At 72.1% G+C, this 18,317-nt stretch carries 13 protein-coding genes and 1 pseudogene; 10 read left to right on the top strand and 4 right to left on the bottom strand.

Features of this window, described 5'->3' with window-relative positions; translation table 11 throughout:
- Positions 1-36: 36 nt before the first annotated feature.
- The 6 genes and pseudogenes from OV079_RS45710 to OV079_RS45690 all read left to right on the top strand — a co-directional run bounded on the left by OV079_RS45710 (position 37) and on the right by OV079_RS45690 (position 4,821).
- The gene (locus OV079_RS45710) at positions 37-1,230 is read left to right on the top strand and encodes a hypothetical protein (RefSeq protein WP_267776223.1); all 1,194 of its coding nucleotides are present in this window, start codon (positions 37-39) and stop codon (positions 1,228-1,230) included.
- An 82-nt stretch (positions 1,231-1,312) separates the two neighbouring features.
- Positions 1,313-1,705 carry a nucleotidyltransferase domain-containing protein gene (locus tag OV079_RS45705; RefSeq protein ID WP_267776222.1) on the top strand — a complete coding sequence of 131 codons (393 nt, stop codon included), beginning with the start codon at positions 1,313-1,315 and terminating at the stop codon, positions 1,703-1,705.
- Complete coding sequence (locus tag OV079_RS45700; protein WP_267776221.1) at positions 1,695-2,132, top strand: HEPN domain-containing protein; 438 nt, start codon at positions 1,695-1,697, stop codon at positions 2,130-2,132. Before OV079_RS45705 ends, OV079_RS45700 begins: the two co-directional genes overlap by 11 nt.
- A gap of 48 nt (positions 2,133-2,180) precedes the next feature.
- Positions 2,181-3,356, top strand: a complete 1,176-nt coding sequence (locus OV079_RS45695; protein ID WP_267776220.1) for a DNA methyltransferase — start codon at positions 2,181-2,183, stop codon at positions 3,354-3,356.
- A 35-nt stretch (positions 3,357-3,391) separates the two neighbouring features.
- Positions 3,392-3,490: pseudogene (locus tag OV079_RS59695) on the top strand (hypothetical protein); the annotation flags it as partial.
- A 137-nt stretch (positions 3,491-3,627) separates the two neighbouring features.
- Positions 3,628-4,821: a type IIL restriction-modification enzyme MmeI gene (locus OV079_RS45690; protein ID WP_267776219.1), complete on the top strand. Its 1,194-nt coding sequence runs from the start codon at positions 3,628-3,630 to the stop codon at positions 4,819-4,821.
- 8 nt (positions 4,822-4,829) lie between these two features.
- On the opposite strand, the gene OV079_RS45685 is transcribed toward OV079_RS45690, so the two are convergent.
- From OV079_RS45685 to OV079_RS45670, 4 genes are all read right to left on the bottom strand, one after another.
- Positions 4,830-5,528 (bottom strand): porin family protein, encoded by a 699-nt coding sequence (locus OV079_RS45685; RefSeq protein WP_267776218.1) that lies wholly within the window; start codon positions 5,526-5,528, stop codon positions 4,830-4,832.
- A gap of 98 nt (positions 5,529-5,626) precedes the next feature.
- Positions 5,627-6,388: an NRDE family protein gene (locus OV079_RS45680; protein ID WP_267776217.1), complete on the bottom strand. Its 762-nt coding sequence runs from the start codon at positions 6,386-6,388 to the stop codon at positions 5,627-5,629.
- Positions 6,389-9,472 (bottom strand): efflux RND transporter permease subunit, encoded by a 3,084-nt coding sequence (locus tag OV079_RS45675; RefSeq protein WP_267776215.1) that lies wholly within the window; start codon positions 9,470-9,472, stop codon positions 6,389-6,391.
- Between the two features lie 52 nt (positions 9,473-9,524).
- Entirely contained in the window at positions 9,525-10,832 is a 1,308-nt protein-coding gene (locus OV079_RS45670; protein WP_267776214.1) for an efflux RND transporter periplasmic adaptor subunit, read from the bottom strand.
- A 1,307-nt stretch (positions 10,833-12,139) separates the two neighbouring features.
- Between OV079_RS45670 and OV079_RS45665 the strand changes: the two genes are divergently transcribed.
- From OV079_RS45665 to OV079_RS45650, 4 genes are all read left to right on the top strand, one after another.
- Positions 12,140-13,828 carry a DUF1592 domain-containing protein gene (locus OV079_RS45665; protein WP_267776213.1) on the top strand — a complete coding sequence of 563 codons (1,689 nt, stop codon included), beginning with the start codon at positions 12,140-12,142 and terminating at the stop codon, positions 13,826-13,828.
- Between the two features lie 13 nt (positions 13,829-13,841).
- The gene (locus OV079_RS45660; protein WP_267776211.1) at positions 13,842-15,212 is read left to right on the top strand and encodes a DUF1552 domain-containing protein; all 1,371 of its coding nucleotides are present in this window, start codon (positions 13,842-13,844) and stop codon (positions 15,210-15,212) included.
- A gap of 299 nt (positions 15,213-15,511) precedes the next feature.
- Complete coding sequence (locus OV079_RS45655; RefSeq protein ID WP_267776209.1) at positions 15,512-16,087, top strand: alpha/beta hydrolase; 576 nt, start codon at positions 15,512-15,514, stop codon at positions 16,085-16,087.
- 225 nt (positions 16,088-16,312) lie between these two features.
- Entirely contained in the window at positions 16,313-17,914 is a 1,602-nt protein-coding gene (locus OV079_RS45650) for a hypothetical protein (RefSeq protein ID WP_267776208.1), read from the top strand.
- Positions 17,915-18,317 lie beyond the last annotated feature (403 nt).

Raw genomic sequence — 18,317 nt, 5'->3', positions numbered from 1 at the left:
GACCCCACCCGCGACGCCTGGTAGATTCCGCGCGCCATGACGAAGGGCACCACGTCGCTGCTCCTCCTCGCTTGCTTCGCCGCCGCCGCCGGAGTCGCGGCCTGCAAGCGCCCCAACGCCGGCTACGCGCTGTCGCCGTGGGACGCCACCGCGATGTCCGGCTGCGACCAGCACGGCCCGCTCGCGCGCACCTGCAACGAGTGCAACGGCGGCGACCTCAAGGCCTGCCTCGCCGTCGCCACCGAGTACGAGTCGCGCCACGACCTGTCCCGCGGTTATCGCGACCTCAACACCGCGGCCAGCTTCTACGGCCGCGCCTGCGAGCTCAATTACATCCCTGCCTGCGTGCTGCTCGGCAACCACTACTCGGTGGTGCGCCCCGAGCCGCCGGCCCGCCAGGACGCGATCAAGGTGCGCGACGCCTCGTGCGCCGAGGCGACCGCCGCGTGCAGCAAGAAGGACGCGCTCGCCTGCCGCATCGAGGGCATGTGCCTGAGCGACGAGTGGCTGGCCCGCAAGAGCCCGCCCGACTACCCGAAGGCCATCGCGGCGCTCAACTCGGCCTGCGAGCTCGGCGACGCGATCGGCTGCGCCCGCCTCGGCTGGCTGCAAGCCGCCACCAGCAAGGACGAGTCGTCGCTGTCGCAGGCGTTCGCCGCCTACCAGAAGGCCTGCGACCGCGAGCTCGCCGAGGGCTGCGTCGGCGTCGCGGCCTACCTGCAGCACGGCATCGGCACCCCCGCCGACCCCGACAAGGCCCGCACGATCGCCAGCGAGTGGTGCGCCCGCGGCTCGCTCGAGGCCTGCCACGCCGAGACCGGCCACTACACCGCGCTGTCGGCCCTCCTGGCCGACGACGCCGCCACCAAGACCTGGACCCCGCCCGACACCAAGCGCCTCAACGCGCTCGACCTCCAGGTCGCGTGGTCGCAGGGCATCGGCCGCACCGGCTTCTGCGTCGAGCCCACCGGCGCCGTCGACAAGATCACCACCCTCGACTCGGTCGGCGACCCCGCCGTCGACCAGGTCCTGCGCGATACCGTCAAGAACTGGAAATTCCCGCGCCACCCGAGCACCCCGATCTGCGTCAGCCACGAGCACAACTTCGTGTTCGCGGTGCGCCCGTGGATCTTCCGCAGCTACTACATCGTCACCAACCAGTGGGTCACCGCCCGCGGCGGCGTGACGATGCTCGACCACGACTGGCAGCGCCCCGCCCGCAACCGCTGAGCCCCGCGCCCTGCGGCGGCCGCGAGCCTGTCTGCGCCCGCCTCGCCCAGCGCAAGGTGGGCGTCGTGCTACGATGACCTGCGTGCGCGCCGACGCCTCACGCCTCGACCTCGAGGACCGAGCCCACGCGCGTTCGGTCCTCGATCTCCGCGGCGACGAGCTCGACCTCACCGGCGTCGTCCCGGCGCTGGAGCGCCTCGTCGCCCGCTGGCGCCCGTCTCAGGTGTGGCTGTTCGGCAGTCGGGCTCGCGGCGAAGCGACGGCCGAGAGCGACTGGGACCTGCTGGTCGTCGTCCCCGACGCGACCCCGGACGACGACCTCGATCCGCTGGTGGGCTGGCAGCTCCGCAAAGAGTCGCGGGTCCGGGCCGATCTCATCCCCTGTCGTGAGGGCGACTTCCGCGCAGATCGCGACACCCCGAACACGCTCGCCCACGAGGCCGCCCACCGCGGCGTGCTGATCTATGAGCGTTGAGAGCAGGATCGCCGGCTTCTTGCGCGTGGCCCACGAGGACCTCGCGGGAGCGCGTCTGCTCGCCGCCGCGAACAACCGCAACGCGATCTACCTGTGCGAACAGTCCGCCGAGAAGCTGATCAAGGCGATCCTCACCTCGGAGGGGATCCACGTCGGCATCAAGCACGAGCTCGACGTGCTGGTCGACAAGCTCCCGGACGAGAACCCGATCAAGTCATCGCTCCGGGACATCGAATATCTCGGCGCCTACGCGACCTCCTATCGATATCCCACCGACGACGGCAAGGTCCGCCGCGTTCGCCGGGAGCATCGCGTCAGCGACGCGATCGCTGCCGTCGAGGCGGTGCTCGTCGCGGTCGCCGCCCGCTTCGAGGTCGACCTCGAGCATCCGGACGCTCCAGCCCGTCACTCGCGGCCCATTCGCTGACTCGTAACATCGATGGACACGCGGCGAGCTCGCGTGCTCCCATGACCCATGCCCGAGCTCGCGCAGCGACTGGCCGAGTTCGCGGCCCACGTCGGCGCGCTCGCGGGCGACGAGCACGACGCGCGCGGCTTCTGCGAGCGGCTGTTCCGCGCCTTCGGCTGGCCTGACCTTCACACCGCCGGCGCCGAGTTCGACGCCCCGACCCGGCTCGCCTGGGGCCCGACCCTGCTGCTCGAGCTGCACCCTCGCGGCACCGCCCTCGCCGCGGAGGCGCGCCGGCTCTTCGAGCACTGGCAGTATCACACCTCGCACCCGCGCTACGTCGCCCTCTGCGACTTCGCCGAGCTCCTTTTGTATGACTTCGCCGCCCAGGTCCGGGAGCCGATCGATCGCCTTTCGCTCGCCGACCTGCCCGGCGATCACGCCGCCCTGAATTTCTTGCTCCGCGAGCCGCGACCGCCCGTCTTCCGCAGCGATCGCGTCGCCCTCACGCGCGAGGCCGCCAGCCACCTCGCCGGCCTGTTCGACCTCCTCGTCGCGCGCGGCACCGATCGCAACCTCGCCCGCCAAATCACCCTGCGCTGCGTCCACGCCCTGTTCGCCGCCGGCCTGGGGCTGATGCCGCGCGACCGCCTCGAACAATCACTCGCGTCCATGGAGCTCTCCGGGGAAGAACACGATCTCCTCGCCCGCGCCGCCGACCTCGACTGGTCCAGGGTGCAGCTCCCGGTGTTCGGCGATCTGTTTCAAACTGCGATGGACCCCGCACGCCGCCACGCTCTCGGGGTCCACTTCACCAGCGAGGCCGACATCCAGCGGATGGTCCTGCCGAGCCTCGTCCGCCCCTGGCGCGAGCGCATCACCGCCGCCGATTCTCCTGAAAAACGACTCGCACTTCACGACGAGCTCGCGCGCCTGCGGATCCTCGACCCCGCGTGCGGCAGCGGCAACATCCTCTGCGTCGCCTACCGCGAGCTTCTCCACCTCGAGGCCGATCTTCTCTCGCGCTTGCCGATCGAGGCCTCTCTCGCTACTCGCATCTCGCTCGCCAACCTCTGCGGCATCGACCGCGACCCGTTCGCAGTCGAGCTCGCGCGCATCACCCTGCAGCTCGCCGAGCTCAGGCCCGACGCGAGCTCGGCCTGCCGAGCTCACGTCCTCTTTCACAGCCCGACCTCTGCGTCGCCGACGCTCTCTTCACCGACTGGCCGGCTGCCCACGTGATCCTCGGCAACCCGCCGTTTCAGGCCAAGAACAACATGCAGCGCGAGTTCGGCCCCGAGTACCTCCGCCGCCTGCGCGCCGCTTATCCGCGCGTCTCGGGCCGCGCCGACTACTGCGTCTACTGGTTCCGCAAGGCCCACGACGTCCTCCCGCCCGGCGGCCGCGCCGGCCTCGTCGGCACCAACACCGTCCGCCAGAACGCGTCGCGCGACGGCGGCCTCGGCCACATCGTCGCCGACGGCACCATCACCGAGGCCGTCGCCGCCGAGGTGTGGTCCGGCGACGCCGCGGTCAACGTCTCGATCGTCAACTGGATCAAGCACGCCGACGTCCCGGGAAAAAGTTCCTCTCGTGGCAGACCGGCGACGCCGCGCACAGCCCGTGGCAGACCGTCGAGGTCGAGCGGATCGGCCCCTCGCTCAGCCCCGCCACCGACGTCAGCGCCGCCCGCTCCTTGCGTACCAACCTCGCCGCCGCCTGCTGCTACCAGGGCCAGACGGTCGGCCACGACGGCTTCCTCGTCGCGCCCGCCGACGCGCGCAGCATCCTCGCCGACGCCGGCGCCAACGCGGCGGTGCTGTTCCCCTACCTCGGCGGCGACGACCTCCTCGGCCGCCGCGACGGCGCCCCGAGCCGCCACGTCATCGACTTCGGCGAGCGCGACCGCCTCGCCGCCGAGGCCTTCGCCGCGCCCTTCGCCCGCGTCGCGTCCGCCGTCCTGCCGGCTCGCCGCCGCGCCGCCGCCGAGGAGCAGCGGCGCAACGCCGCCGTCCTGCGCACCGGTCCGCGCGCCCGCATCAACCGGCACCACGCGGTCTTCCTCGACCAGTGGTGGCGCCTGTCGTGGCGCCGCGGCGAGATGCTCGCGGCGATCGCCGGGCTCACCCGCTACATCGCCTGCGCCCGCGTCACCCGCCGCCCGATCTTCGAGTTCGTCGACCGACGGATCCGCCCGAGCGACGCCCTCGTGGTGTTCGCCCTCGCCGACGACTACTCGTTCGGCGTCCTGCAATCGGCCCTGCACTGGCAGTGGTTCACCGCCCGCTGCTCCACCCTCAAACGCGACTATCGCTACACCTCGAGCACCGTGTGGGGCGCCTTCCCCTGGCCGCAAATCCCGACTGCCGCGCAGGTTCAGCAGATCGCCGCGGCTGCTCGCGCATTGCGTCAGGTCCGCGCCGCCGAGATGGAGCGCCACGACGCCTCCCGCCGCGAGCTGTACCGAAGCCTCGACACCCCCCGCCGCACTCCGCTGCGCGACGCCCACGAGGCCCTCGACGAGGCCGTGCGCGCCGCCTACGACCTCCGTGGCGATCCGCTGCGCTTCCTCCTCGACCTCAACCTCGAGCTCGCCGAGCAGGAGCGCGCGGGCCGTTCGATCGTCGGCCCCGGCCTCGCCGCTTTGTCCCCGAGCCCCGAGCTACAGGCCGCCTGCACCTCGAGCGACTGTATCGCCGCGGCCTGAGCGACCTGTCAGCCGCGGGGCCACATCTTCGTGCCCTTGCGGCCCCACACGAACGACACGCCGAACGTGAACTCGCCGTGGTGGGCGTAGCTGAGCTCGCCGCCGGCCGCCTTCGCGTACGACGGCGTCATGATGTCGCGGCCGTCGATGCGGATCGCCACCCACTTGCTGACGTAGATCTTCAGGCCGCCGCCGACGTGGAGCGCCCCGTCGACCTTCTTGCCGACGAGCTCGTCCTTCGACGAGCCGCCGAACATGCCGCCGCCGGCGACGATGAACGGCGTGATGCGGGTCGGCAGCTGCAGGATGACGTGGCCGCGCAGGCCGAACAGCACCGCGCGCTTGCCCTCCTCGACGTCGACCTTCGTCGGCGACACGTTGCCTTCGATCTCCACGCCGACGAAGCGGACCGGCAGGTACGCCAGGCGCAGGCCGATGTCGAAGCCGGTCTTGAACGGGCGCGGCGGGTTCGGCGGCTCGACCCCGTAGAGCCCGTGGTCCTTGGCCCCGAACAGCGCGCCCATCAGCCAGCCGACCTCGATCATGTGCATCTCCTTGCGCCACGGCGGCACCGGCTTCTCGGGCTTGGCCTCGGCCGCCTCCGCGGCCGGCTCCTCACCCGGCTCCTGGGCGCGGGCGAGCGACGGCAGGGCCAGGACGGACACGAGGACGGAGGCCAGGGCGACGAGGGTCGGGGTACGCGGCATGCGGGCTCCGGGCGAGGCGGACCATCATGTACCGCGAAGCCGGGCAAAAGACGAGCCCCCACGCGCCTGCGACAGGGCGGCGCGAGCTCCTGCGCCTTTTATGCGCCTTGGTACCGGAACTTGACCTCGGCCATCGCCGGGTGAGGCCCCGGCACCGTCGCCTGCTCGCGGCACACCGCCCAGCCGTCGGCCCCGAGCAGCAGCGCCGTCGACACGCGCGTGCCGTAGCCCGGCATGGCGATGCACAGCGGCGACAGGGCCCGCTCGAGCTCGAGCCCGACGCCCGTGTCGGGCAACTCCGCGACGGCCGCCGGCGTCGCGTCGGCCAGCATCGCCACGATCGCCGCCGGCGCGATCGTCTCGGCCGTCAGCAGCCGCGCCAGCCCCGACTTGCCGCGCACCACCTTCGGCCACGGCGTGTCGAGGGCCGCGTTGCTGATCCCGTACAGCCCCGGCTGAAGGCGCAGCCGGTCGCCTGTCTTGTTGTTCATGTACCAAACGCCATGCGGATCGCCGCACACCAGGTTGAAGCCGGCGTACTGCTCGCCCGCGATCGCCCCCACGTACGCCTCCGGCCCCGCCGCGCCGCGCAGGTAGTCGGCGACCAGCGCCCCGCGCGAGCGGACGCCCGGGCGGATGTCCGAAGGGTCACGTACGTTCGTCAGCGCCGCCCAGCGGCCGCGGCGGGTCACCCCGAACCACGTCCCGCCGGCCTGCAGGTCGCGCCCCGCGAACAGCTGCGGCGCCTGGGGCCACCACCCGGCCGGCGCGGTCTTGCGGGCGTAGAACTCGTCGCGGTTGGCCGCCAGCACCAGCGGGTAGCGGGGATGGACCCCGAGCGCGAACAGCAGGGTACACACTCAGACCTCGTCCTTCTGCCCGCGCAGCCGTCGACCGGCCCGCGACAGCGCGTTGCCGGCGTCGTCGAACAGCGAGTACGCGACCGGCACGATGAGCAGCGTGATCAGCAGCGACAGCGCCTGCCCGCCGATGATGACCTTGGCCATCGACGCCCGCGAAGCCGCGCCCGGACCCTTGCCGAGGGCGATCGGGATCATGCCGGCGATGAGCGTGATCGTCGTCATCAAGATCGGCCGCAGGCGGGTCTTGTTGGCCTCGACGATCGCCGCGTCGCGGGCCACGCCGCGCTCGCGCAGCGTGTTGGTGTAGTCGACCTGCAGGATGCCGTTCTTCTTGATGATCCCGAACAGCATGAACACGCCGAACGTCGAGTAGATGTTGAGCGTGTCGCCGAGCAGCATCAAGGACAGCAGCGCGAACGGCAGCGACAGCGGCAGCGACAGCATGATCGTCACCGGGTGCAGCAGGCTCTCGAACTGCGCCGCCAGGACCATGTACATGAACAAAAACGACAGGGCGAGCGCGCCGAGGAAGTTCGTGATCGTCTCGCTCATGGTCTTCGCCCGCCCGGTGAAGACCACCTCGTACTCCGGCGGCAGCTTCATCTCGCCGATCATCCCCTGCACGCGCGCGACCGCGTCGCCGAGCGGCAGGCCGTCGAGGTTGGCCCCGAGCTCGACCTGGCGGATCCGTCCCAGCCGATCGATCTGCGCCGGCCCGCGCTCACGCTCGAACTCTGCCAGCGCCTCGAGCCGGATCAGCCCGCTACGTGCCTGGATCGGCAGGCCGCGCAGCGAGTCGACGTCGCGCCGGTCCTCCGGCCGCAGGCGCAGCCACAGGTCGTACTGCTCGGCGCCCTCGCGGATCTTCGAGATCGGCTCGCCGCCGACCATCGTCCGCAGCGCCGCCGCGATCTCGCCGGCGCGCACCCCGAGGTCGGCGGCGCGGTCGCGGTCGATCTTGACCCGCACCTCCGGCTTGCGCACCGCCGCCGACGAGTCGATGTCGACGAACCCGGGGTCCTCGGCCATCTTCGCCATCAGGGTCGCGGTGTACTCGCCGAGCTGCTCGAGGTCGGGCCCGCGCAGCGAGAACGCGAGCTGGGTCCGGCGTCCGCCGCCGCCCATGCCGCCCAGGTCCTGCACGCTCGGGCGCAGGTCCGGGTACGGCCGCAGCGCCGCGCGGGCCTGCTTCTGCACCGCGTCGAGCGGGTAGTCGCGGTGCTCGATGTCGGTCACCTGCACGTAGATCTGGACCTCGGTGACGTCGTCGCCGCCGCGGGCCGCACCGATGCTCGTGAACAGCCGCTCGACCCCGCGGAGCTCGCGGAGGTGGCCCTCGATGCGCGCCGCCATCGCCGAGCTCGCCTCGAGGCTCGAGCCCTCGGGCATCGTCAGCACCACCATGAACTCGCTGGTGTCGTCCTTGGGGATGAAGTCCTTGCCGATGCGCTGGCCCAGCGGCACCACCATCGCCACGGTCGCCAGCGACAGCGCGACCACCAGCCAGCGCCAGTTCAGCGACCAGCGGACCAGCCACGCGTAGCCGCGGTCGAGCCCGTCGTTGAGGCGCGCGACCAGGCTCGGCCTGTCGCGGTCCTTCGGCTTCGGCGGCTTCAGCAGGCGCGAGCACAGCATCGGCGTCAGCGTCAGCGACACGAACAGCGACACCCCGATCGAGAACGCCGTGGTGATGCCGAACGAGCGCCAGAACCGGCCGATGCGGCCCTCCATGAACGCCGTCGGCAGGAAGATGACGATCAGCGACAGGGTCGTGGCGAACACCGCCAGGGTGATCTCACGCGTCCCTTCGATCGCCGCCTGCACCGGCGGCTCGCCGTGCTCGACCCGGCGGTACACGTTCTCGAGCACCACGATCGCGTCGTCGATGACGATGCCGACCGCGAGCGTCAGCGCCAGCAGGGTGAAGTTGTTGAGCGTGTAGTCGAGCGCGTTGAGGACCGCGAAGGTCGTGACGATCGAGCACGGGATCGCCAGCGCCGCGATCAGCGTCGAGCGCAGCGAGCCCATGAACAGCAGCACGGACACGCTGGCGAGCAGGGCGCCGAGGACCAGGTGGAGCTCGACCTCGTGGATCGATCTGCGGATGAAGCGCGAGGCGTCGCGGATCGGCGTGACCTCGATGTCGCCCGGCAGGCTGCGCTTCAGCCCCGCGATGCGCCTCTCGATCGCGTCGACCACCTCGACCGTGTTGGTGCCGGCCTGCTTCTGCACCACCAGCGCGACCGCGTTCTCGCCGTCGAGCCGCGACAGCGAGCGCGGGTCCTCGGTGCCGTCCTCGACCTCGGCGATCTGGCCGAGCAGCACCGGCGCGCCCTGGCGCTCGGCGACCACCAGCCGCCGCAGCTCGCGCGCGTCCTGCACGCGGGCCATCGTCCGCAGCACCTCCTCGCGCCCCGAGCTCTCGAGCCGCCCGCCCGGCAGCTCGAGGTTCTGCTGCTCGATCGCCTGCCGCACCTGCTGGATCGACAGCCCCTGGGCCGCCAGCGCGTCGGCGTCGAGCAGCACGTTGAAGGCCCGCCGCTGCCCGCCGGTCAGCTGGATCTGCCCGACCCCGGCGACCCCCTGCAGCGGCTCCAGCACCTGCTTGCGCGCCAGCTCGGTGACCTCGCGCAGGTCGCGGCGGTCCGACGACACCACCAGCGTGATCACCGGCACCGCCGTCGTGTCGAAGCGGGTGACCACCGGCGGGTCTGTCCCTTCGGGCAAGTTCTTGAGCGCCGCCGCGACCTTGTCGCGCACGTCCTGGGTCGCCTGGTCGCGGTCGCGGTCGAGCAGGAAGTTGACCGTGACCACCGACACGCCCTCGAGCGACGTCGAGCGCAGCTCGTCGATGCCCTCGGCGGTGCTGACCGCGTCCTCGACGATCTTCGAGACCTGCGTCTCGATCTCCTCCGGGCTGGCCCCGCGCAGCGTGGTCGTCACCGTGACCACCGGGATCTCGACGTCCGGGAACTGGTCGACCCCGAGCGTGCGGAACGACAGCACGCCGAAGGTCATGCACGCGAGGATCAGCATCAGGGTGAAGACCGGCCGGCGGACGCAGATCTCCGACAGCGTCACGGCGCCTTCCCCTTCGCGCCTGCCCCTCCGGGCATGTCTGCGGCGGCCGTCGTCACGGCGCCTTCTCCTTCGCGCCTGCCCCTCCGGGCATGTCCTTTTTTTCAGGCGCCCCCGCCCGCGCCGCAGCCTTCGCCTCCGCGCTCTTCTCGCCTAGCCCCGGGGGCATGTCCTTACCTTCAGGCGTCCCCGCCGGCGCCAGAGCCTTCGTCTCCGCGGATTTCTCGCCTGGCTCGTGGGGCATGTCCTTCGCGCCCTGGCCCTCGGGGCCTGTCCCGACGGACATGTCCTTCGCCGCGCTGGGCGCCACCGGCGTGCCCGGGGCGATCAGCGCCGCCCCGCGGACGATCACCTGCGAGCCCGGCTCGAGCCCGAGGACGATCGCGTCGCCGCCCTCCTCGGCGACGAGGTCGACGTCGTGAGCGACTGCCACCGCGTCCTCGACGCGCATCACCCGGTCGCGGCCGAGCACGTGGAACACGGCGGCCCGCGGCACGCGGACGCTGCCCGCCTCGTGGCCGAGCGACAGCGTCGCCACCGTGAACATGCCCGGGCGGAGCACGCTGCCGGCCGGCGAGAACACCGCCTCGACCGTGAACGTGCGCGTCGTCGGCGACACCACCGGCGACACCCGCGTCACCGCGGCCTGCACCGCGCCGGCGCCCGCGGCGATCTTCGCCCCCGCCTCGCCGGGCTCGCCGACCAGCGAGTCCTTGAGCGTCACCGTCGCCGGCGTGCCGATCTGGACCAGCGCCGCGTAGCGCTCGGGCACCTCGACCGTGAGCCGCAGCTTGTCGTCGGCGACCAGGTCGAACAGCGCCGTGCCCGGCTTCACGTACGTCCCCGGCGCCACGTGTCGCGCCGCGATCGCCCCCGCGAACGGCGCCCGCACCGTCGTGTCGCCGAGCTGGCGCGACGCCTGCGAGCGCTGCGCCTTGGCCCCCGCGAGCCGCGTCCGCGCCTTCTCGAGCTCCTCCTGCGTCGCCACCCCGCCGAGGCTCTCCAGCCGCTTCACGTCGATCTCCGCCTGCGCCAGCGAGGCCTCGACCTCCGACACGCGCGCGCGGTAGTCGATCGGACGGATCGCCGCCAGCTCTTGCTCGCGGGTCACGCGGTCGCCGAGGTCGACCTTCACCTCCGTGATCGGCCCCTCGACCCGCGCCGCCACCTGCACTTTTTCGAGCGCCGCGAGAGTGCCCGAGAGCGTCAGGAGCCGCGGATGGGGCGCGGCGCGAGCCTCCGCCACCTCGACCGCCCGCGGCTGCGGCCCCGCGGCCGCCTTGCCGGCGTCGGCCGGCGCGCTCGTACACGCCGCCGCCAGCAGGGCCGTGAGCAGGACGACGCGCGCGAGGGCGAGCGGCACGCTCGACACACTGTCCCGCGGCGCCGCCGCGGTCAAGCGGGACCGCCCCTTGCGCTGCATCCACGGCCCCGCCCGCTGCGGCGCGGACGCATTCCCCGCCGCGCGACTCGCCGACAAACGATCGGACCGGCGCGGACCCGAGAAGCGCCGCGGCGCGGGCGGTTCGGGCGCGAACTCCGGATGCGGTCAGGCGGACCGCTCCCTCTCCATCCTCGCCCTCGCGTGTGCTCCGGTACCGAGCCCGCGCTCCGCGAAAACGATCTGCCACCGCTCGATCGATCGCCTCGACCGAAGCTGCTCGCCTCCCGTCCTCGAGCGGGTCCTTCGACCATGTGTCCTTTCGGACAGCTATCGAAATCCGGTCGAGCCCGCGAAGGAGCGGGCCGCTGTGGCGCCCAGGCCTTCGAAACACGCGGCGCCCGAGGAGGGCGCCGCGCAGGCGGCTCAGGCCATGGCGATGGTCGGGCCAGCCTTGACCTTGCTCTTTACCTTCATGACGTCTCCCTTTCTCGGGTCCCCAAGTGGACCCGCGTATCGACGGCTTCTTACGGCCTCGCCCAGCATGGCCGCGGCTGCCGTGCGGGTCCACTGCCGCCCACGAGCGCGACCTCAAACGTCCGCGGCGGCCTTTTCTTCGCCTCGCCTGCGACATCCGCCCCGGTCGCCTGTCATGACGCAACACTTCCTCCGCCGGCGACACCACGAGCGACGGCGCGACGCCCACGCGGAGCGCCGCTCGGCCGGCGCGAAGCATTGTGGCGATCGCCAGGCCCTGCGTTCGCTCGCCCCGTCGCTACCGCGGACCGCGAGCGAGCGTCGCGCGCGTGGCGAGGCGATCCCGGCGCTCGTCGTGCACGTCGCCCCGCGCGCGTCGTCGAGCCGATGCACGCGCGAGCGAAGCTCGATCCCGACGACGCGTCGCCCCTCCTCACCGTTCGACACGTGAGTGCAGACGGCCTTCGCGCATACGGAGCGAGCCATCGCCCCACGTCCTCGACTGCCCGCTCGGGTCGTGGCCCGCGTCGTCCACAGCGCGTCCCCGACCTTCGCCCCACGCTCTCCACCACCTCGAGCCCACGCACGCGCCGATCGCTCCGCGTGCTCTCGGCCCGCAGTGGGGCACGCGATGCACCGCCGGGGTCCCTGGCCCTCGGGACAGATGGCCCCCTCGCCGCGTCACGGCCTCGCGTGCGCGCTCGCGTGAGCTTGACACGATCTTCGTCGCCGCTTCAAAGATGGAGGATGCAGGGGACGCGGAGGTGAGGATGCAGCGGCGCAGATCGATCAGCGCATCACTATGGTTGTGCGTGGCGAGCGGCTGTTACAGCGGCGCCGCCAACACGAGCGACGGGCCCGACACCGGCGCCACCGCGGCCAGCGAAAGCGGCACTCCCGGCACCACCGATACCGTTCCCACCACCGGCGAGCCGACCACCGGCGAGGCCCCGCCCGCGGAGGAGTGTCAGACCCTCGATCTCTCGCCCACCCCGCTGCGCCGCCTCACCCGCGCCCAGTACGACTTCACGATCCAGGACCTGCTCGGCGTCGCCGACGTCCCCTCGAGCGCGCTCGACGGCCTCGACGCCAAGGTCGGACCCTTCGACAGCAACGTCGTCGTCCCGCTCGACACCATCGGCGTCGCCTCACTGGCCGACATCGCCGAGAAGGTGGCGGGCGTCGCCGACCTCGTCGGCCTCGTCCCGTGCGACGTGCAGAACCTCGCCCCCGACGCGCCCGAGCTCGGCAGCTGCGTCCGCGAATTCATCGCCGACTTCGGCGCCCGCGCCCTGCGCAAGCCGCTGACTTCCGAGGAGGTCGACCGCTACGTCGGCGTCTACGACCTCACGCGCGCGCTCGCGGGCGAGACCCCGGCCACGGCAGTGCGGCAGGTGATCGCCACCATGCTGCAGTCGCCCTACTTCCTCTACCAGGTCGAGCTCGGCGCCGGCGCGCCGGACGAGCGCGGCTGGACCCCGCTCGGCGATCACGAGCTGGCCGCGCGGCTGTCCTACTTCCTGTGGAACAGCATGCCCGACGACGCCTTGCGGGCCGCCGCCGACGCCGGCCAGCTGCAGGACGACGCCCAGTTGCAGGCCCAGTTGGAGCGCATGCTCGCCGACGACAAGGCGCGGCGCGGCCTCGGGGCCTTCGCGGTCCAGTGGCTCGAGCTCGACCACCTCGACTGGGTCGAGAAGTCGCCGCACCCGCTCGTGCCGGAGTTCGGCGACGACCTGCGCGAGGCGATGAAGCGCGAGGCCGCCGACTTCATGGCCATGGTGATCCGCGACGACGACGCGCGCCTCTCGACCCTCCTCACCGCGCCCTACTCGCCCGTCCCCGACGAGCTGCTGCCGCTCTACGGCCTGGCCCAGCCGGCCGAGCCGGGCAGCTACGTCCAGCTCGACCCGGCCCGCCGCGCCGGCCTGCTCACGCAAGTCGGCTGGCTCGCCACCCACGCCAACCCCGGCCAGTCCTCGCCGGTGCTGCGCGGCGTCGTCGTGCTCGAGAGCCTGCTGTGCACCTTCTTGCCGGCCCCGCCGAACAACATCTTCCCGCCGCCGCCCGACCCGAACGCCACCACCCGCGAGCGCTTCGAGAAGCACTCGAGCGAGCCGAGCTGCGCCGGCTGCCACCTCTTCATCGACGGCATCGGCTTCGGCTTCGAGGGCTACGACGCGTTCGGCGTCGTGCGCGAGCTCGAGAACGGCCTGCCCGTCGACGAGAGCGGCACCCTGCGCGGCTACGGCATCACCGAGAAAGCATTCGACGGCCCCGTCGAGCTGGCGCACCTGCTCGCCGACGACCCCGTCGTGCGCGACTGCGTCGCCTTCCAGTGGACCACCTACGCGCTCGGACGGATCCTCGCCACCGCCGACACCTGCCAGGTCGCCGACCTGCAGGACCGCTTCGCCGCCCACGACGGTGACATGCGCGCCCTGCTCGGCGACATCGTCACGAGCCCCGCCTTCCGCACCCTCGTGTTCGCCGCCGAGTGAAGGAGCCGCCGCCATGACCGCAACGAATCATCGCAAGAGCGGCCGCTGGGGCCGTCGCAAGCTGCTGCAGGCGCTCGGGCTCGGAGCCGCGTGCGCCCCCTTCGTCCCGCTGCTCGACGCCCGCGGCGAGACCGACCCCGCGCCGCGCCGGCTGATCCTCGTCTACACGCCGCACGGCACCCTCCACAAGTTCTGGAACCCGACCGGCACCGAGACCGACTTCGTCCTGCCCGAGCTGCTGGCCCCGCTCGCGCCCTATCAGCACGACAACCTGATCGTCCTCAAGGGCATGCGCCTCAACGGCCAGGGCGGCGCCGGCCCGCACACGCGCGGCATGCCGCTGCTGTTCACCGGCTCCGAGCAGCTCCCCGGCGACAAGTACAAGCACGGCGGCGCCCCGCCCGACGACCCGCTCGGCTGGGGCGGCAATGTCAACGCCTCGATCGATCAAGTCATCGCCGACGGCCTCGCCGGCACCACCCCGCTGCACTCGCTGCACCTCGGCTACCAGGTCGGCGGCGTCCACGTCGCCAACCGCATGTCGTTCACTGCGCCCGACACCCCGAGCGAGCTGTACGAGAACCCGCAGCACGCCTACGACCAGCTGTTCGGCCTGGCCACCCTCGACAAGGAGGCCTACGAGCGGCTCAAGGCCAAGCGCATGAGCTCGATGGGCGTCGTGCGCGCCGAGCTCGAGGGCCTGAAGTTCAAGGTCGGCGGCGACGAGCGGCCGAAGATCGAGTCGCACCTGGCGGCCCTCGGCGACATCGAGGCCGCGCTGGTAGGCGGCTATCAGTGCGAGGTCCCGCCGCTCGGCGAGCCGATCGATCACGTCGCCAACGAGTCGAGCGCGGAGGTGCTGTCGCGCCACATCCAGCTGATCACCGCCGCGCTGCGCTGCGACCTCACCCGCGTCGTCACCCTGCAGGTCGCGCGCGGCGAGTGGGACGCCAACACGTACCCGTGGATCCCGGCGCCCATGACCGACTTCCACCACGCGCACACCCACAACGCCCCCGAGAACAGCGAGGCCGAGGCCTACCTCCGCGGGATCCGCCGCTACTACGCCGAGAAGATCCGCGAGCTCGCCGACGCCCTCGCGGCCGTCCCCGAGGGCGACGGCACCATGCTCGACAACACGATGATCGTGTGGGGCACCGAGGTCGGCCACGGCCAGACCCACCAGTTCACCGAGATGCCGTTCGTCGTCGTCGGCGGCAAGACCTTTGAACTCGGGCCGCTTCGTCACCCACCAGGACGTCGCCCACCACCGCCTGCTGGTCGGCATCCTCCACGCGATGGGCCAGACCTCGATCGCCAACTACGGCGAGAACGACATCGACGTCGGCTCCGGCCCGCTCCCCGGCCTGCTGCTGTGACGTGATCCTGCGCGCAAGGACATGCTCGTCGGGGCATGTCCTTTGTGACATGTGATGCACGCGGGTGCAGGTCGCGCTGTCCTCGCTCGGCGGGACGGGTCGACGGCGATCGCCTCCGCCGACAGTATCGACCGCCGGCGCGCAACGGCGGCGCCCGCGGGGACTCCTGGGTCATGGAGGACTCACTGGTTTCACCGCCGAAGTACCGGACGCATCGTGACGGGCCGGCACAACCGGTCGGTCGACCGCTCCCGCGCCGGCCTTCGCGCGCCGCCCTCCGCGTTCGGGTTATCCTCCGCGACGAATGCCTCGCCTCCTCGTCGTTCCGCGCTGGGCCGGGACTCCGCGCTCCGACTATTACCCCTGGCTCGTCGACTCGCTCGCGGCCGCGCCCGGGCGGCTGTTCGCGCCGGTCGTCGTCGCCGACCTCCCGAACCCCGGCACCCCGCGCCTCGACACCTGGCCCCCCGCGATCGCTCGCCTCCTCGGCGACGACCCGGATGTCCTTCGGGACACCTTTGTCCTCGGCCACAGCGTCGGCTGCCAGGCATTGCTGCACGCCCTCGCGGCTCTGCCCGCGGGCTCCCGGGTCGCCGGCATGCTCGCGGTCGCCGGCTGGTGGCGCGTCGACGAGCCGTGGCCGACGATCCTCCCCTGGCAAGACGACCTGCCCGACCTCGCGCGCGTGCGTGCGGCGGTGCCCCGCCTCACCGTCCTCCTGAGCGACGGCGACCCGTTCACCCGCGACCACCAGGCCAACGCGGTCCTGTGGCGCGAGCGGCTCGGCGCCGAGGTCGAGGTCGTTCCGGGCGCGCGCCACTTCAACGCCGCCCAGGAGCCGGCCGTCCTGGCCGCCCTGCTGCGCCTCGCGGCCGGCTGAGCGGCTCACATGGCCTTGAGGTCATGTTCGACGGGCACGCAGGACGCGACGCGACCAATCGCGGCGCGAGACTGCCCCGGTCGCCTGCGAGCGCCCGCCGGCGCCACGGGGCCCGGTCTGCGCCGCGCCGCGCCGCGGCATCGCCTGTCCCTCGTGACATGCCTTGAAGGACACGTCGATCTCCCGACTTGACGCCGCGCCGGCGTCCGCGGGATACCCGGCCTTATGGCTTCGCCTCGCCTCCTCCCCCTGCTCCTCGTCGTCGCGGCCGCCTGCGGTGACGACGGCACCGCCAGCGGCTCCGCCTCCGACTCGAACTCCGGCGACACCACCACCGCCGGCACCACCAGCACCGGCGGCGCCACGGCCAGCGACACCGCGGTCCCGACCACCGGCGACGCTGGTTCGAACAGCGACTCCGAGAGCGAGACCGGCACGCCGACCGACACCGACCCCACCGCGGCATCGGCGGTCAGCGCCTCCGAGTCGGGCGCGACCGAGACCACCGCCGCCACCGTCACCGACGGCACCGCGACCGCGGACACCGCAGTCACCACCGAGACGACCCGCGACACCACCACCGACGCGACCACCGAGACCAGCACCACCGACACCACCACCGGCTGCGTCGACGCTTGTGAGGACGGCGTGGCCCAGTGCGTCGGCGACGGCGCCGTGCACACCTGCGGCCTCGGTCGCGGCGGCTGCCTCGAGTGGTCCGAGCCCGAGCCGTGCGCCGCCGATCAGGCGTGTCAGGACGGGGCGTGCGTGGCCGGCTGCGTCGACGTCTGCGACGCCGGCGCCAGCCAGTGCACCGGCGGGGGCGTCAGCGAGTGCGTCGACGACCCGAACACCGGCTGCACCGTGTGGGCCGACGCGGTCGCCTGCGGGCCCGGCCAGGCGTGCCAGCAGGGCATGTGCGTCACCCCGCCGCCGGCCTGCCTCGACGACTGCGTGTTCACCAAGCAGAGCGTCCCCGGCGACGTCGACTTCTACAGCGTGTGGGGCAGCGACGCCAAGGCCGTGTGGGTCGTCGGCAACAGCGGCACCGCGCTCTACCACAACGGCGTCAACTGGAAGTCGATCGACAGCGGCGTCGGCAAGCGGCTCGAGTGCGTCCACGGCAGCGCCGCCGACGACGTGTACGCGATCGCCAGCGACGGCGCGGTCATCCGCTGGGACGGCCTCGAGTGGCTGCCCTACGTCGACCTCAACCCGATCTGGGAGAGCAACGCTTGCCTCTCGGTGCTCGGCCAGGAGGACCTGCTCGCGCTCGTGTACGACGAGAACGGCGAGAAGCAGGTGCTCTGGCGCGTCACCGGCGGCGTCAAGACCCAGCTCGCCGTCTACACCCCGCAGGCCGTGTTCACGCCCGACGGCAGCAAGGCCCGCACGATCTCCTTGCGCGCCTTCTCGGCCGACGACGCCTTCATCACCGCCGATCGGGCCCTGCGCTGGAACGGCACCAACATCGTCAACATGGGCGCGCCGAACCCCTCGTTCGGCCTGTGGGCCCTCACGCCGCAGCTCGCCTACGCGGCCGCCAGCCACAGCGGGATCGGCCACCGCTGGGACGGCCAGGCGTGGAAGATCGTCAACCCCGGCCTCAACGGCTATCTCCACATGTTCGCCGGCACCGCCGCCAATCGCCTGTTCGGCGCCGGCGAGACCCAGCAGGGAGTCGCCGCGATCGTGGCCTTCGACGGCATCGGCTGGGGCCCCGTCGCCACCCCGGCCGACGCCAAGGCGCTGTTCGCCGCCTGGGCCGCGCCGACCGGCGAGGTGTTCGCGGTGGGCAAGGCCGGCACCGTGCTGATCGGCAAATGATCGGTGCGGTGATCTTTGATGAGAAGACGATGAATGTCGCCAGCGCGCGAGTCCTGTGATTCGCGCGCCGGGCAGCCGTGCGGCCTCGACCGGAATGATGGCGTGCCGCCCGGCCCGATGACGCAGGACGGGCGCACCAGCGAAGAGATCGGTCCTGCCCGTCGGGGCGAGGCGCCGCGAATACAGCGAGCCGTCACCGTCCACTCCGCCGCGGGCGGTCGACCGGCGCGTCCTATGGTTCGCGCGCGGTCCTGCATGAATCGCGGCCCACCACCGCGGCGGACGCCGACCCGGACGACACGCTCCGCCACGGCCTGCACGCGTCACCTCGAAAATCCGCGCCAGGCCGGTTGCCTCACATCTGCCCGTGCGGTCGCGCCTGAATCCGCCCCGACCGCCGCGC

Origin of the sequence: Nannocystis pusilla (assembly GCF_026626665.1) — a bacterium.
Classification (GTDB): Bacteria; Myxococcota_A; Polyangia; order Nannocystales; family Nannocystaceae; genus Nannocystis; species Nannocystis pusilla.
This window is presented reverse-complemented; position numbering and strand designations above follow the sequence as displayed.